Annotated in this window: 15 protein-coding genes; 5 read left to right on the top strand and 10 right to left on the bottom strand. The window is 41.0% G+C overall.

Annotated elements, in window-relative coordinates; translation table 11 throughout:
* Positions 1 to 65 precede the first annotated feature (65 nt).
* Positions 66 to 1163, top strand: a complete 1098-nt coding sequence (locus ACESQI_RS11435) for a DUF6340 family protein (RefSeq protein WP_320908555.1) — start codon at positions 66 to 68, stop codon at positions 1161 to 1163.
* A 63-nt stretch (positions 1164 to 1226) separates the two neighbouring features.
* Positions 1227 to 1673, top strand: a complete 447-nt coding sequence (locus ACESQI_RS11430; protein ID WP_002559581.1) for a hypothetical protein — start codon at positions 1227 to 1229, stop codon at positions 1671 to 1673.
* Between the two features lie 29 nt (positions 1674 to 1702).
* Here the strand turns inward: ACESQI_RS11430 and ACESQI_RS11425 are convergent, their stop codons facing one another.
* From ACESQI_RS11425 to ACESQI_RS11415, 3 genes are all read right to left on the bottom strand, one after another.
* Positions 1703 to 3589 carry a HAMP domain-containing sensor histidine kinase gene (locus tag ACESQI_RS11425; RefSeq protein ID WP_007484393.1) on the bottom strand — a complete coding sequence of 629 codons (1887 nt, stop codon included), beginning with the start codon at positions 3587 to 3589 and terminating at the stop codon, positions 1703 to 1705.
* A gap of 105 nt (positions 3590 to 3694) precedes the next feature.
* Positions 3695 to 6328, bottom strand: coding sequence for a valine--tRNA ligase (locus ACESQI_RS11420; RefSeq protein ID WP_007484391.1), 2634 nt, complete (start codon positions 6326 to 6328; stop codon positions 3695 to 3697).
* Between the two features lie 61 nt (positions 6329 to 6389).
* Positions 6390 to 7031, bottom strand: a complete 642-nt coding sequence (locus ACESQI_RS11415) for a hypothetical protein (RefSeq protein WP_007484389.1) — start codon at positions 7029 to 7031, stop codon at positions 6390 to 6392.
* Positions 7032 to 7154: 123 nt separating this feature from the next.
* Between ACESQI_RS11415 and ACESQI_RS11410 the strand changes: the two genes are divergently transcribed.
* Together ACESQI_RS11410 and ACESQI_RS11405 are read left to right on the top strand one after the other, a co-directional pair.
* Complete coding sequence (locus ACESQI_RS11410; protein WP_002559577.1) at positions 7155 to 8207, top strand: DUF3810 domain-containing protein; 1053 nt, start codon at positions 7155 to 7157, stop codon at positions 8205 to 8207.
* 62 nt (positions 8208 to 8269) lie between these two features.
* A complete protein-coding gene (locus ACESQI_RS11405) occupies positions 8270 to 9058 on the top strand; it encodes an aspartate dehydrogenase domain-containing protein (RefSeq protein WP_002559576.1) in 789 nt (262 codons plus the stop codon).
* On the opposite strand, the gene ACESQI_RS11400 is transcribed toward ACESQI_RS11405, so the two are convergent.
* Positions 9041 to 9925, bottom strand: a complete 885-nt coding sequence (locus ACESQI_RS11400; protein ID WP_320908554.1) for an NAD(P)-dependent oxidoreductase — start codon at positions 9923 to 9925, stop codon at positions 9041 to 9043. The two genes, ACESQI_RS11405 and ACESQI_RS11400, sit on opposite strands and share 18 nt — an antisense overlap.
* 203 nt (positions 9926 to 10128) lie before the next feature.
* On the opposite strand from ACESQI_RS11400, the gene mazG reads away from it, so the two are divergent.
* Positions 10129 to 10914 (top strand): nucleoside triphosphate pyrophosphohydrolase, encoded by a 786-nt coding sequence (gene mazG / locus ACESQI_RS11395; protein WP_002559574.1) that lies wholly within the window; start codon positions 10129 to 10131, stop codon positions 10912 to 10914.
* Between the two features lie 70 nt (positions 10915 to 10984).
* Here the strand turns inward: mazG and ACESQI_RS11390 are convergent, their stop codons facing one another.
* From ACESQI_RS11390 to ACESQI_RS11365, 6 genes are all read right to left on the bottom strand, one after another.
* Positions 10985 to 11431 (bottom strand): hypothetical protein, encoded by a 447-nt coding sequence (locus ACESQI_RS11390; RefSeq protein ID WP_002559573.1) that lies wholly within the window; start codon positions 11429 to 11431, stop codon positions 10985 to 10987.
* Between the two features lie 25 nt (positions 11432 to 11456).
* Positions 11457 to 11864 (bottom strand): hypothetical protein, encoded by a 408-nt coding sequence (locus ACESQI_RS11385; protein ID WP_007484383.1) that lies wholly within the window; start codon positions 11862 to 11864, stop codon positions 11457 to 11459.
* Between the two features lie 17 nt (positions 11865 to 11881).
* Positions 11882 to 12433, bottom strand: coding sequence for an RNA polymerase sigma factor (locus ACESQI_RS11380; protein WP_007484381.1), 552 nt, complete (start codon positions 12431 to 12433; stop codon positions 11882 to 11884).
* A 28-nt stretch (positions 12434 to 12461) separates the two neighbouring features.
* Complete coding sequence (locus tag ACESQI_RS11375) at positions 12462 to 14252, bottom strand: murein L,D-transpeptidase (protein WP_234130788.1); 1791 nt, start codon at positions 14250 to 14252, stop codon at positions 12462 to 12464.
* An 8-nt stretch (positions 14253 to 14260) separates the two neighbouring features.
* On the bottom strand, positions 14261 to 14572 hold the full coding sequence (locus ACESQI_RS11370; RefSeq protein WP_025866467.1) for a T9SS type A sorting domain-containing protein: 312 nt from the start codon (positions 14570 to 14572) through the stop codon (positions 14261 to 14263).
* 81 nt (positions 14573 to 14653) lie between these two features.
* Positions 14654 to 15568 carry a ribonuclease Z gene (locus ACESQI_RS11365; RefSeq protein WP_373126110.1) on the bottom strand — a complete coding sequence of 305 codons (915 nt, stop codon included), beginning with the start codon at positions 15566 to 15568 and terminating at the stop codon, positions 14654 to 14656.
* Positions 15569 to 15708 lie beyond the last annotated feature (140 nt).

Raw genomic sequence — 15708 nt, 5'->3', positions numbered from 1 at the left:
CTAACTACTGACTACTAACTACTGAATACTAACTACTGACTACTAACTACTGACTACTGAATATTATGGCAAAATACTCATTCACGCTATTGTTACTCTTCTGTCTGGCATTCAGTTCATGCCAGACCATAGAGCAAATCCCTATCGAATATATGATGCCTGCGGAAATAAACTTTCCTCCCGAACTGCGCCGGGTCGCGATTGTCAATAATACCAGTAGCGTGCCTGATAATAAATGGATAGAATCGGACAGATCACGGAAAGACGATGAGATAGCCCGTGCCGTTGCTTACAACAATGGAGATGCCAAAATAGCAGCCGAATCATTGGCTGAAGCCATAGCAAACGAAAACTATTTTGATGAAGTTATCATTTGTGACTCTGCTCTGCGTGCCAATGACAAATTTGCGCGCGAAGAAACACTTACTCAGGAGGAAGTAAAGGAACTGACAGAAAATCTGGATGTTGACTTTCTGATCTCACTGGAAAATCTTCAGTTAAAAGCAACCAAAACCATTCGTTATATTCCGGACTGGAGCTGTTATTATGGCAGTGTAGATGTAAAAGTGTACCCAACGCTTAAGATTTATATTCCCAAGCGTAAAAATCCCATGCTTACCATCGCTCCTAATGACAGTATTTTCTGGGAAGAATTTGGTAACACAAGTTCATATGTACAGACACACCTCATCAAAGATTCTCAGATACAGCAAGAAGCCTCGGAGTTTGCCGGAACAATTCCTGTAAAACACCTCCTACCCTATTGGACATCGGCTACACGCAATCTCTACAACAATGGTTCCGTAAATATGCGTGATGCTGCCGTATACGTCCGTGAAAACTCATGGGACAAAGCCTTCAAACTTTGGGAACAATCTTTCAATACTGCCAAAAGTGATAAAAAGAAAATGCAGTCTGCATACAATATTGCTGTTTACTACGAAATAAAAGACGAACTGGAACAGGCCGAAACATGGGCACTAAAAGCCCAGGAACTGGCTCATAAAATAGATAAAATTGATCAGAGAAATAAGGACAACGTAGACATATCCGAAATACCGAATTACGTAATGACCAGTCTTTATGTGGTAGAGTTACAGAAACGGACAGCCGGATTGTCATCATTAAATATGCAAATGAACCGATTTAATGATGATTTTTAATCAAAACATAGGCAGAATTGCATTTTTTTTATACCTTTGATCTAAATAAAAGGAGGAAAACCAATGAAACTGAGTCAACAATCACAATCTGTAATCGAATCGGCTATACGAAAAGCAGTCGCAAAGTTTACTTGCGGTTGCGAACAAACAATCGTTACAGATATTCACATACAACCCAATCAGAATTCCGGCGAACTATTCATCTTCGATGACGAAGACGATGAACTGGTCAATGTGACCATCGACGAATGGTCAGCATATGAAAGTGATGATTTTTATGAGAATGCCGAACGTGTTCTTCGACCGATCCTTTGCAGGATGAAGGACGGAGGAGATTTTGATAAGCTAACGATCCTAAAACCTTACTCTTTTGTGCTAGTAGACGAAGAGAAAGAGACAGTAGCCGAATTACTTCTGGTAGATGATGACACACTGCTTGTAAATGACGAACTTTTAAAAGGTCTGGATGAAGAACTGGATAGTTTTCTGAAAGAATTACTTGAAAAATGATAAAGACTTCCTTTACCGACAGGAGAAAATTATTCTTGTCGATAAGGAAGAGTAAACCAAAATACAGAACCTTTATCCGGTATTGAGTTGACTCCTATTTCTCCACCCATTTTTTCAATTATCATTTTACAGATAGATAATCCTAATCCTGTACCCTGAATAAACGAATTGTATTTCACAAATCGCTCAAACACATGTTGACACTGTTCATCAGACATACCACACCCGGTATCAGAAACATAGAAATAAATTGTATGTTTATCTTTCAAACGATATCCCATTGTGATGATCCCGCTTTCTGTGAATTTAATAGCATTGGTCAGAAAATTGGTTATCACCTGTATCAATCTGTTCCGGTCAGTATATAATACGCATTGTGGCAAGCGTTCTTCAAAAATAAGATCCACCTTTTCATTCTTAATTCTCAACCGGATACTTTGCTCTATCTCATCCAGTATCGAATTGACATCCACATACGTTTCATGAAAATCATATGTCCCAGCCTCTATTTTCGCCATATCCAGAATATCACTGATCAACTGAAGAAGTAAATTTGTATTATTCTCAATAATACCTACATACTCTTCCATCTCTTCTTTTCCCTCAACATGAGGCAACATATTAGAGAAACCCACAATGGCATTCAGAGGAGTACGAATCTCGTGACTCATATTGGCAAGGAAAGCTGATTTTAACTGATTGGCTACTTCCGCCTGCTCTTTGGCCTCTTTCAATCGGCCATATGCCTTTTTAAGAATAGAAATATAATAAATAACAGCAACCACTATTACCAAAAGAAAAATACCTGCACAAAGTAATTGTTTCTCATATTGTTCCAGAAATGGAGCTGGTTTGTTCACATAAGTCACGTCTTTCGGATAAAGAAATTCGGGGATACCATGCTCTTGCAACACCGGATAACAGAGAGTAGCAGAAGGTACGCCACCATCCATTCCGGGGATATCCCGGGGAGATTCTCCATCCAACACACGATAGATCATGGAAAGCAATGAATTTCCAAAAGATTCGGAAGATACATAATAACCGCCCGCAAACGTTTCTTTGGATAAATCTTCGGCAGCAAGCAAAAACAGAGGAGTATGAACAAAATTATGAATAATATCCTGTAAATGGTCAAAGAGATAGTTATTGTCATTCCGGTTGTGAGATTCAAACCAGGAATAATAGATAAGGCCGGTAGTACGATCATAACTACGTAGTGTATCCAACAGCATCTCGGTAGAAAGAAAAGTCGTAGAAAGCTGATGAAGCTCCTGATCCGGGAAAAAATTCGCCACAGCATTCTCTACATCCGAACAAGCCATCTTACTAATATAACGATCGTCTGAAATAAAAGCAATACGCTTCATTTCAGGCATTATCTTTTGCATTAACTCTATGGTTTCCTTAACATAATATACCTGACGCAAAAAAGTGACATTGTATCCCTTCCGCCAGACATCCGCCGAAACAGAATTGCTTGCAGTCAATGGCTCGTGAGACAAAAGTACTTCGAGCGTAGCCGGCAAATATTCACGGGAATTGGTTATAATCACAGGAACATCTTTCCATATTCCATCAAAAAGTTCCCGGCATACAATCCAACCGGGATCACCTATCATGACTATTAACTTTGGAGGAAGCGGATATTTTTCTTTCAAATGCAACAACACCGCATCCACTTCACCTTGATCTCTCAGGGCAGGCACTGACAACGACTCTGCTTTTACATCAAATCCCTTCCGCTCCAGGTCTTCACTGGCATGCCAGTACATAGCCTTTGCCCAGGGAAGATTAAAATTTATTGAATTCAAAAATAAAATCTCATCTCCATTGTTGCCATGAGCAAATATAGAAGAGCTTGTACCGCATAGCAGTAAAGCAATAAAAGACAATAATAGAGTTGTCTGTTTCATTTGTTTGTTGTTTTTATTACAAAGGCAAAGGTAAAATTTATTTTGATAAAAAAAAGAAAGGCACCCCAATATTTTGGAATGCCTTTCTACTTCTATAGAATCAGTTTATGCTTTCTTTAAAGAAGCGATACTTTCTTTCAATGAATTAATAATACTTTCGGCATCTGCCTGTTTCTTTCGTTCAATCTCAATGACTGCCGGTGGAGCATTATTTACAAACTTCTCATTACTAAGTTTCTTCAACACACCTTGCAGGAATCCTTCTTTATGTTTCAGTTCAGCTTCCATACGAGCGATCTCTGCTTCTACGTCAATCATATTGCCAAGCGGAACAGCAAACTCAATAGTACCTACCATGAAAGAGGATGCTCCTTCTGCTTTGGCTTCCACCACTGCAATACCGGACAGATTACAAATCTTAATAATCACAGCATTAAATGCAGTAACCGGATTTTCACCTATCACCTGCAACTCAAGTGCTTCTTTCTGAGCAATATTCTTCTGCAAACGAATCGTACGGATATTACTGATCACTTCCTTCACCACTTCAAACTGCTGAATAAATGCTTCATCAACGGTTCCATTCAACAATAAAGAATTCACCATCAGACTCTCTCCCTCCTTACGTTCGGCCATCTGTTGCCACAACTCTTCGGTAATGAAAGGCATAAACGGATGAAGCAAATGGAGCAAATTATTCAAAAATCCAATAGTAGCATCAAAAGTAACACGGTCAATAGCTTGTCCGTAAGCCGGCTTAATCATTTCCAGATACCAAGAAGAGAACTCATCCCAGAACAGCTTATAAACAGCCATAAGTGCTTCACTCAAACGATATTTACTGAACAGATCGGCAACCTCAGCAGCTACTTCATTCTGTTTGGACTCAAACCAGCGGACAGCCAACTTAGACGCTTCGGGAACTTCAGCATTATCAGCAACCTTCCATCCTTTGATCAACCGGAAAGCATTCCATATCTTGTTACAGAAATTACGTCCTTGCTCGCACAATGCATCATCAAAGAGAATGTCGTTCCCGGCAGGAGCCGCAAGCATCATACCCATACGTACCCCATCGGCACCGTATTTTTCAATTAGTTCCAATGGATCGGGTGAATTACCCAATGATTTAGACATTTTGCGTCCCAGCTTATCACGAACGATACCAGTGAAATATACATTCTTAAACGGCATCTTTCCTTCATACTCATAACCGGCCATAATCATGCGGGCTACCCAGAAGAAAATAATATCCGGACCTGTAACAAGGTCACTTGTAGGATAGTAATACTCAATCTCTTTGTTACCCGGATTATTAATACCATCAAACAATGAAATAGGCCACAACCAGGAAGAGAACCAAGTATCCAGACAATCTTCATCCTGACGGATATCGGCCAGAGTCAATGCGTTATTTCCTGTTTTTTCTTTGGCAAGTTTCAATGCTTCCTCGTCTGTAGCAGCTACCACATAGCCACCCTCAGGTAAAAAGTAAGCCGGAATACGATGTCCCCACCATAACTGACGACTGATACACCAGTCTTTTATGTTTTCCATCCAGTGCCGGTAAGTATTCTTATACTTAGGAGGATAAAATTTCAGTTCGTCATTCATTACAGGTGGCAACGCCATCTCTGCAAAGTGCTGCATCTTAAGGAACCACTGCATAGACAATTTCGGTTCAATCACTACATTGGTACGCTCTGAATAACCTACCTTATTCGTATAAGCCTCTGTCTTTTCAAGCAATCCGGCAGCTTCAAGATCTTTCTCTATCTGCTTACGAACATCAAAACGATCCATACCGATATACATACCGGCAGCTTCACTTAATGTTCCGTTATCATTGAAAATATCAATACTCGGCAAATTGTATTTTTCGCCCAGCATATAGTCGTTCACATCATGTGCCGGAGTCACTTTCAGACAACCCGTACCGAATTCGATATCCACGTAATCATCTTCGATCACCGGAATAACGCGCCCTACCAACGGTACGATTACTTTTTTACCTTTCAACCAGGTGTTTTTAGGATCGGCAGGATTGATACACATAGCCGTATCACCCATAATTGTTTCCGGACGAGTAGTAGCAACCACCGCATAACGTCCTTCCGGATCTCCTTCTACTTTATAGCGCAAATAATAAAGTTTTCCATGTTCTTCTTTATAAATCACCTCTTCGTCAGAGAGGGCAGTCAATGCTTTCGGGTCCCAGTTCACCATACGAACTCCCCGGTAAATAAGTCCCTTATTATAAAGATCTACGAAAACCTTCAGTACACTTTCGCTACGTTTTTCGTCCATAGTAAATGCGGTACGATCCCAGTCACAAGATGCTCCCAGTTTACGAAGCTGTTTCAGGATAATACCACCATGCTCTTCGGTCCATGCCCAGGCATGTTTGAGAAATTCGTCACGGGTCAGATCCGTCTTTTTGATTCCTTCCGCTGCAAGCCTGTTTACCACCTTGGCTTCAGTTGCAATAGAGGCATGATCTGTTCCCGGTACCCAACAGGCATTTTTACCTTCCATACGGGCACGACGAACAAGAATATCCTGAATGGTATTATTAAGCATGTGTCCCATGTGTAACACACCAGTGACGTTAGGAGGAGGAATGACGATGGTGTAAGGTTCACGACCATCGGGTTTTGAACTAAATAATTTGTGATCCAACCAATACTGGTACCACTTTCCCTCCACGTCAGCGGGATTGTACTTACTTGCTAATTCCATGTTATATTTCTAATATGTTTAATTTATTGCGAATAATGGATGCAAAATTAATAATTTAAATTCAAATCTTACCACTCTCCGGCTGTTTCTGTACGCGGAAAGAGAGTTTATAGCCTTCGTAAAGTGCTATTCCGTAAAATAGAGCAGTAGCAGAAACTATATTTTCGGCCATTACCGAAAATACTGCTTTAAAATCTGTTTCTGCCAATGCTTCCATATATGACAAATTATACTCTTTAGCCACATAGCCTATAATAGAAAAGAAATCTCCTAAAATGCAACTCAACAAAGCCAGAGCTGCTCCAATGATTCCGAAAACAGGACGCACTCCCTTTCCCCTGCGCATAGCTAATCCAACGATAAAACCGATACCAATGGCCATATAGCCAATCTGATAGCCAGTGGAAACAGAAACCAATCCCCAGGCAACAGCTCCTAAAAGACAAGCCCCCGTTCCCCACAATACCGCCTTTGGAAGATTTTCTTCTGCCAGTAGCTGCTCTCTGCTCAGCACTGCAGAAAATATTTCCGGATCCGGAGTGGGTGCTATCTTTTCTAATTCTTCATCTTTTTGAAAATTCTCACAAGTCTCTTCAAAATCCGGTAATGCTCCCGTACGTTTACAAACGAGCCCACGCCCCATCACAAAATCACGTGATACGCAATTGCGACAATAGCTTTCTATTCCCTCTGTATTAGCCATAATCAATGTGTGTGCTATTGATATATAAATTTGTTTATTAACAGAAATTTCGCAAATATAGAGGTAATTTTCTGCACGGCATTCAATTAATACATATTTTTGTCCTATAAAAGAAATTTGACTATGAAGCGAAAACAAAAGATACGCTATATCATTCTGGGAACTCTTCTGTTACTTATCTGGACCACTCAGCTTATTCCGGCGATGGGCGAAGGTTATGCCCGGTCCGTATACCCGGTTATTTCGTTTTGTCTGTCTTCGTTCTCACGTTTGTTTCCTTTTGCCATAGGCGATTTATTCATATTTCTCAGTATTACCGGTGTCATTCTCTATCCTATTTACGGACGGATAAAAAAACATCCCTGGAAAAAGATTTTATTACGTGACGGCGAATATCTTTTGTGGATATATGTATGGTTCTATCTCGCATGGGGGCTGAATTATTCGCAAAAGAACTTTTACGAACGTACAGACATTCCTTATGTTGCCTATACCCCTGATAAATTCAAAGCATTTGTGGACGAATACATTCAGCATCTGAATGATTCTTATGTCCCTGTTACAGAAATAAACAAGGATATTATCTGCCGGGAAGCAGTCAAAGGATACCGGCAAATCAGTGATGCATTAGGCGTACATCGACCTCCATACGATTCGCCCGAAGTGAAAACAATGCTATTCACTCCATTCATATCGATGGTTGGCGTGAGTGGCAGTATGGGACCTTTCTTTTGTGAATTCACGTTGAACGGCGATTTACTCCCTTCCCAGTATCCGGCAACGTATACGCATGAACTTGCCCATTTGCTGGGCATCACCAGCGAAGCCGAAGCCAACTTTTATGCATATCAGGTATGTACACGTTCGCAAGTGGAAAGTATCCGTTTCAGTGGTTATTTCTCTGTCCTGAGTCATATTCTGGGCAATGCACGCCGTCTCATGACAGAAGAAGAATACAATGAACTATTCAAACGTATCCGACCGGAAATCATTGAACTTGCCCGCTCTAATCAGGAATACTGGATGGCGAAATACAGTCCTCTGGTTGGCAATATCCAAGACTGGATATACGACCTTTACCTCAAAGGAAACAAAATAGAAAGCGGACGCAAAAACTATTCGGAAGTAGTAGGACTCTTAATTTCATACCGGGATTACCAAACCGAAAAACGATAAATCAACAAACAGGTAGATATATACATTATAGATTATATGCTTAAAAGCTGTATCTTTGCCGTATGAAAAAATTAGTAATTGTAGGATGTGGACGACTTGCTGAAATCGTTGCGGATGCAGTTGTCAATGGATTATTACCCGATTATGATCTGGTAGGTGTTTATTCGCGTACGGCATCAAAAGCCGAACGTATTGTAACTAAAATGCAGCAGCATGGAAAACCCTGTGCAGCCTGTGCTACTCTGGAAGAGCTGCTCGGTTTGAAACCCGACTATCTGGTAGAGTCAGCTTCTCCCAGTGCTATGAAAGCGCTTGCTTTGCCTGCGTTAAAAAACGGAACTTCCATCATCACCTTGTCTATCGGTGCTTTGGCGGACACCACCTTTTATGAGGAGGTGAAGAAAACAGCCAGGGAGAATGGTACACGTGTATACCCCGTATCCGGAGCTACCGGAGGGTTTGATGTTTTAAGAACTGCTTTCCTAATGGGAAATGCTTCTGCCCGTTTCTTCAACGAGAAAGGTCCGAATGCATTGAAAGGTACGGCTGTATACGATGAAACTTTACAGACAGAACAACGTATCGTCTTTTCCGGAAATGCAACAGAAGCAATAGGTATGTTTCCAACCAAAGTCAATGTAGCAGTTGCTGCCTCACTGGCTTCTGTTGGTCCGGAGAATATGCAGGTATCCATACAATCCACCCCCGGATTCGTAGGAGATACTCAAAAGGTTGAAATAAAAAATGATCAGGTACATGCTGTAGTAGAGGTGTACAGCGCTACGTCCGATATTGCAGGGTGGTCTGTAGTGAACACCCTGATCAATATAACCTCACCCATTGTATTCTGACAGATTGGCTAGCACTTTCTCGCTCAGGCGGTCAAACGCCTGGCGAGTGCGGCCTGTTGATACCTGCATACAACGCACATGCGGATGATTGAGATACTGTGTGCCTCCCAATGCACCCACCGTATCACAAAAACAAAGATTATCTCCTTCGAGCCATTGTGCAAATGCAGGTTCATCCCATGCCGGCGACAAGCCGGTATTGAACAATATCTTTTTGTTTCCAAGCGCTTTGAATTCAGCATCATGTAATAGAACTGTATTTTTGTTGAGACAACAAAAAACTACTTCGCTCTGAGCAAGAAGCTCATTTAACGGCATAAAACGATATCCTTTGGCTGCAGCTTCCTTTTTCTCACTGCGGGCATAATAAGCAATATCAGCACCCAGAAAATTCAATGCATCTGCTATCATGCCACCGGACTTACCAAGCCCCACAACACCAACCTTCAATCCTGTAATCTCACGTGCCATACCATCCCATGGTTCCTGCCCGAATCCGTGTAAACAACGTACCAGTTCACTAATCACATATTCTACCACTCCTTCATCACCATAATCGCGGATACCCGTTACCGTAATCCCCTGTTGGTTGGCATAACGAATATCTACATTAGCACTTTCCGGAGAATAAAGTGAACAACACATGCCGATATACTTAACATTAGGGCATTTCTCCAATGCATACCGGTTTATCCGGGAAGTATAACTTAAAAGTACAGCATCGGCATCACCAATACGGGCTGCAACTTCATCATCTCCCTCCGGTATATCGGAATACATAATAACTTCATTTGCAAAAGAATGCAACGCTTCTTCTGCGGAAGGAACCAGACTCACCGGTTCTATCGCTACAAGTTTATGAAACATAGTCTTAAAATTTTAGCGGTAAAGTTAATAAAAAATAGCCTTATAAAGGCTCGTCACACCATATTCTTTGGCAGTTCCTGCATAATCCAGCCTTAAAACACAAATGAAACAAAACAAACTAAAAGAGGAATACTTTGCCTCGAATTTCTCTATCTTTGCAAGAAATTATATAGACTCTAATATTTCTTAGTATAAAAGAAAAGATGCATTCAAGAAAAGAACAAATGGAAGCCTTCGGCCGCTTCCTGGACATACTGGACGAGCTACGCGTAAAATGCCCGTGGGATCGTAAACAGACTAATGAAAGCTTACGTCCTAATACGATTGAGGAGACTTATGAACTCTGTGACGCTCTGATGCGCGATGATAAGAAGGACATCTGTAAAGAGTTGGGAGATGTGCTGCTACACGTGGCTTTTTATGCCAAGATAGGTTCGGAAACAGGAGACTTTGACATAAAGGATGTATGTGACAAGCTCTGTGAGAAATTAATATTCCGTCATCCTCATGTATTCGGAGAAGTAAAAGCCGAAACCGCCGGACAGGTTTCTGAAAATTGGGAACAATTGAAACTAAAGGAAAAAGACGGCAATAAAACAGTGCTTAGTGGCGTACCATCCGCCCTGCCCTCTTTAATAAAAGCTTATCGTATACAAGACAAAGCCCGGAATGTAGGTTTCGATTGGGAAGAAAAAGAACAGGTATGGGATAAAGTAAAAGAAGAAATTGCAGAATTTCAGGAAGAGGTAGCCAATATGGACAAGGTCAAAGCGGAAGCAGAATTCGGCGATGTAATGTTCAGCCTTATCAATGCCGCCCGCTTATACAAAATCAACCCGGATAATGCACTGGAACTTACGAATCAGAAGTTTATCCGTCGATTCAATTATCTGGAAGAACACACGATCAAAGAGGGCAAAAGCCTTAAAGACATGTCACTCGAAGAAATGGACCGTATCTGGAACGAAGCAAAAAAGCTTGAGAAGTAAAAATTGAAAGTTGAAAGTTAGCTGCGCTGTTATGCTGCATAGTAACTCTCAACTTTCAACTAAATAAGGGTTATTTATCTTTCCGGTTTGCGCTTTTCAGCAGTTCCCTGTGAAAACGCATTTCAGCTTTCTGCACCATATAAATTTTCTTATTTGATAAGATTTTCTTGAATTTCTCGTAATAATCTCTTTCCAGCTTGTCCGAAGCTGAACGGGCATCATATACTCCTTTCAGAATTTCAGCATACTGTGCCTCTGTCGTTTTATCATCTTTTCCTTTACGAAGTAACCCCCAGGCCTTATCATTCAACGCTTTCTTTTTATCTTGAAGCTCAAAGTATACAGGAAAGAACTTTGCAGCTTCTTCTTTGTTCAAACCAGCTTTCTCGATAATGAATGCCTTCTGTTTGGCACGGAATTCTTCCGGTGACAGACGTTGTTGGTTGCACCCATCCATAGCCCACAATAAAGGAGTAAAGCCGCAAATGATAAACAGCAGAATAATCAGTCTTTTCATTTTAATAAAATCAGTTTAATTTATTTTATTCCACACTGGCATCAGTGAGATATACATACAATGAATAATCGTCCATCATCGAACCTTCGAGCACAGCATTAATATACTCATCAGAATCACTCTCAACCTCTACCGTCTCCATCACAGCCATTTCTGTAATCTCAGGTTTATAGTTTACCGATGCAATACGAATTATAAATGCAGCTCCGACAAACATTGCCGCCATATAGGCCAATGGCTTAATTTTGTCCCACTTCGTCGTTTTTTTCACTTCAAAGGCAGATTTTTCCTTTTCGGGAAGCTTGTTCATCACTTCTGAAGTAAGATTCTCAAAGTATCCATCAGGCACCTTAAAAACATTGCCTGTACCTACTTTCTTCAATATTTCATCTTCTTCTTTCATATAATCTTCTCCTCTCTTTTTCTTAGACATTTAATGATTTAAAAGGTTTAATCAACACCTTCCAAAAACTTTTCGATTTTCTTCACCGCATGATGATAGGATGCTTTCAATGCTCCTACTGAGGTACCAAAGATCTCCGACATCTCTTCATACTTCATCTCCTGGTAGTATTTCAGATTGAAAACCATGCGTTGTTTCTCCGGCAGTGACAATAAGGCTTTTTGTAACATAAGCTGTGCCTGATCACCGGAGAAGTAAGGATCACTTTCCAGCCTCTCAACGACAGCGGCTTCCGGATCGTCGATAGCTACGGTATTCATGGCACGCTGCTTATTCAGAAAAGTAATACATTCGTTCAAGGCAATGCGATAAAGCCAGGTAGATAGCTTCGCTTCTGCCCGGAAATAATCGATGTTCATCCATGCCTTGACAAACGTATTTTGAAGAAGGTCATTTGCGTCATCATGAGAAAGTACCATCCGGCGAATCTGCCAATATAATTGTTCGCTATATTGCGACACAATCATTTCAAATCCTTTTCGTTGTGTACCTTCGTCCTGAAGGAGCCTTAAAACCTCTCGTTCTTTATAAGAATTCATAAGGTTATTAGTATTCTGTATGTTATGCTTATTTATGGTTCAACTTATTCAATGCTTCAAGCAAAGGGTCGTCATATTTGTAAATATCCTCACAGTAACTGAGCTTACCATCGGCAGCCAGATACATGGTTTGATAATCCAGGAACAGAGGGATAGCTTCCTTCAGACTATAATGCTTAAGTTCCCGGTATGCTTCGCTTCGGTTCAGTTTTTTGCCTTCATCGCTCTTCGGAGCTATGTCCATGGCAATACGAATGCGATCTTCCAACAGTTCGTCCGGCTTTTCCAATAAGAAAAAGGCAAAGTCCAATGCTCTCTCCAACCTTACGCACCCATGGCTTACCGCACGATTGGAACGGTTAAAGGCCCAACGGGAAGGAGTATCGTGCAGATAGACAGCATACGGATTGGGGAAACGGAAAATAATTCGCCCTAAAGAATTGCCTTCTTTGTTGTCCTGCTTTACAGTAAACGGTACGCCCGCTGTATATTTAGCCCATTTTATATCATGAGGATTCACCCGGTTTCCATTCTTATCATATACTTTCATCCGGTTTCGGGTGAAGTAAGTAGTATCGCGACGATAAGACGGAATAATCTCCTTACGTATTATATTCTGGGGAACATTCCAATAAGGATTCAACTCCATGTAGTAAATCTTACTGTAAAGCAAAGGAGTTTTATTTCTTACTGAACCACAGCAAATACGCATCTCAAGAATAGAATCGACCTCTTCATTAAAAGCCTGTAACATAAAAGCAGCTATATTACCGATCACATATTTAGAACCTTTTTCGGATTTATATTGCCAGCGGGCTCGCTCCAGATTGATCAGCAAATGATCCTTATAGTAAGCAAGAGGGCGATTGAGATAACGGATGGTATAGGTCCCTATAGAATTGTCTGTAGACAGGCGGTTCGTTAAACGGAATTCATTTACCGCCTCCAGTAAAACAGAAGTCAATGTATCACCTGAGACTTGTTGTTTCAGTTCTCCGGTTTGCATCAATCTACCGGCAATCAATGGTATAATACGATGCCTTTCTCCCACTTTCAGTAAAGTATCACCTATAAGCGGAATTTCTTCAAATTCTGCCTCTCCTATAGAATCCAAGCGTACCAATTCTTTCTGCATACTGAGATAGAAGGGAGAAGTGGGCTGAGCCTGGCGAAAAGCAGCAAAAGGATTCTGCCCCAAAGAAGCCAAAGCCTCCAGAGCAAACTCTTTACTACACTTCTTCAAAGGAATGGGGTAAGGTTCTTTCTGTTTTTCTGTATCATTCTTTTTCTTAACATCCTCTTCCTGATTATTCAGAAGTTGTACAGGAGAAATAAAACCATATTTAAGTCCACAGGTATAAAACAGGTAAGAGCTTGTTAGCCCATACTCCAAACGTGCCAATAGATGATTGATCGTTTCGTCTTCATGCAACTGCAGAGAACGGAAACGTTCCAGATCGGTTCGTATACCAGAGACGTTAAAAAGTGCCGGGTTTAATCCATGCCGATGAGAATTCTCCAACCAATAAAGGAGTGAATCGGCATATTGCCCTACGCCATCTTTCATCCAAAACAATGCTGCACTGTCTGCCGCATAATAACTCACCATAGCCGAGTCCCAGGCCATCGTATCATTAGCATTTGACAAATTTACACGGACGTATTGGCGTATACTATCAGGATTTATTAAATATGCAGGATGAACTAATTCATGGAAAGAGGACAGAGAAAGAACAACCGGAGATTTTGGTTTCTCTTCCTTACAGGCAGATACCACCACGAGTAGAATAAGAAAGCTTAATACGATCCGCTTCATCATCCATCTCTTTATTTTATTACCACTTTCCTCACTATATCACCTATTTTAAAGATATAATATCCCTTCGGAAGATTTAAAGTCACCGATTTATCAACCGTATCAATACGCACTGAGGTGACCTTCACTCCAAGAATATTGTATACCTCTATCAAAGAACCAGGGGTAGCATTCTGAACGCGCACTGTAGTTCCGGACACAGTCAATGTAAGGGAAGACTGCTCACTCTGAACAGTTTCCGCTTTACGCCCTTCCTGCGCCGTCATTGTGGAAAAAGGCAGAAGAGCCAAAGCAAAGAAAAAGTAGAAAAATAACCTTTTCATCTGGTATGTATCCGATTCTGTTTATTCAGTACAAATATACGTTGTTCCTCCCTATAAAACAAACTTTACGCCTGAAAGTTGTCACAGATTGATGCAAAGGTTCTCCTTAGCCAGGATAGTATTTGGAAAAACAGTAGCGGCTTCTTCCAGCAAAACCTGTTCATTCTCATAACGTGCCGAAAAGTGCCCGATGACAAGTTGCTTTACTCCTGCATCCAGAGCGAGCCGGGCTGCCTGGGAAGCAGTAGTATGAAAGGTTTCTTTGGCTCTGGCCAAATCTATTTGAGCAAATGTAGCTTCATGAAACAGGAGATCAACACCCGCAATCTGCCGGGCTATCTCTTTCCGATAAATAGTATCGGAACAATAGGCATATTTCCGAACGGGCTCAGAAGGACGTGTAAGACGATCATTGGCTATCACTTCTCCTTCCGGAGTCACAAAATCAGCCCCATTCTTAATGCGGTTCAGTTCGTAGACCGGTACCTGGTAGAAATCAATCATCTCCCTGATGATATGATTGGGACGAGGTTTCTCAGCAAACAGGAAACCGCAACAAGGAATGCGGTGTTGTAAAGGAATTGTTGTAACAGTCATGGAGCGATCTTCATAGATCAACACAGGCTCTTTCGTATCAAATTCATGAAAAACAACCTGATAACTCATGTTCTTACAGAAAAAGGCCAGTAGTGGAGAAAACAATTCTTCCAGCCCTTTAGGAGAATGAATATGGAGTTCTGCCGTACGTCCTAACAGTCCGAAAGTAGAAATAAGCCCCATCAGGCCAAAACAATGATCGCCATGCAAATGAGAAATAAAGATGTGATTCAACCGGGAAAACTTCAACCGGGATTTACGAAGTTGCATCTGTGCCCCTTCGCCACAATCTATCATAAAAAGTTTATCACGCAGGTTTACTACCTGTGAAGTCGCAAAATGGCGCGTAGTAGGCAACGCAGAGCCACAGCCCAATATATGTAATTCAAATTTCTCCATAACAGAGACAAAGATAATGCAAACCGAGAGCAGAATAAAATGAACCTGTTCATTTTTTATGCCAGGGTGCAGCTTATTTTTGTTTTAATACAAAGATAAAAAGAAAAAGGGTATCAGCGAACTGATACCCTTTCTAAAAA

Origin of the sequence: Bacteroides sp. HPS0048 (genome assembly GCF_964240755.1) — a bacterium.
In the GTDB taxonomy this organism is placed as follows: Bacteria; Bacteroidota; Bacteroidia; order Bacteroidales; family Bacteroidaceae; genus Bacteroides; species Bacteroides nordii.
Note: the sequence above shows the minus strand (reverse complement) of the source record. Positions and strands in the feature narration are given on the sequence as shown.

Bases quoted from the DNA above. Each gene is read 5' to 3' on its own strand.
- ACESQI_RS11375 (WP_234130788.1), bottom strand. From the start codon at position 14,252: ATGATGAAGCGGATCGTATTAAGCTTTCTTATTCTACTCGTGGTGGTA.
- ACESQI_RS11435 (WP_320908555.1), top strand. From the start codon at position 66: ATGGCAAAATACTCATTCACGCTATTGTTACTCTTCTGTCTGGCATTC.
- ACESQI_RS11390 (WP_002559573.1), bottom strand. From the start codon at position 11,431: ATGAAAAGACTGATTATTCTGCTGTTTATCATTTGCGGCTTTACTCCT.
- ACESQI_RS11425 (WP_007484393.1), bottom strand. From the start codon at position 3,589: ATGAAACAGACAACTCTATTATTGTCTTTTATTGCTTTACTGCTATGC.
- ACESQI_RS11385 (WP_007484383.1), bottom strand. From the start codon at position 11,864: ATGTCTAAGAAAAAGAGAGGAGAAGATTATATGAAAGAAGAAGATGAA.
- ACESQI_RS11380 (WP_007484381.1), bottom strand. From the start codon at position 12,433: ATGAATTCTTATAAAGAACGAGAGGTTTTAAGGCTCCTTCAGGACGAA.
- ACESQI_RS11410 (WP_002559577.1), top strand. From the start codon at position 7,155: ATGAAGCGAAAACAAAAGATACGCTATATCATTCTGGGAACTCTTCTG.
- ACESQI_RS11400 (WP_320908554.1), bottom strand. From the start codon at position 9,925: ATGTTTCATAAACTTGTAGCGATAGAACCGGTGAGTCTGGTTCCTTCC.
- ACESQI_RS11420 (WP_007484391.1), bottom strand. From the start codon at position 6,328: ATGGAATTAGCAAGTAAGTACAATCCCGCTGACGTGGAGGGAAAGTGG.
- ACESQI_RS11430 (WP_002559581.1), top strand. From the start codon at position 1,227: ATGAAACTGAGTCAACAATCACAATCTGTAATCGAATCGGCTATACGA.
- ACESQI_RS11370 (WP_025866467.1), bottom strand. From the start codon at position 14,572: ATGAAAAGGTTATTTTTCTACTTTTTCTTTGCTTTGGCTCTTCTGCCT.
- ACESQI_RS11405 (WP_002559576.1), top strand. From the start codon at position 8,270: ATGAAAAAATTAGTAATTGTAGGATGTGGACGACTTGCTGAAATCGTT.
- ACESQI_RS11365 (WP_373126110.1), bottom strand. From the start codon at position 15,568: ATGGAGAAATTTGAATTACATATATTGGGCTGTGGCTCTGCGTTGCCT.
- mazG (WP_002559574.1), top strand. From the start codon at position 10,129: ATGCATTCAAGAAAAGAACAAATGGAAGCCTTCGGCCGCTTCCTGGAC.
- ACESQI_RS11415 (WP_007484389.1), bottom strand. From the start codon at position 7,031: ATGGCTAATACAGAGGGAATAGAAAGCTATTGTCGCAATTGCGTATCA.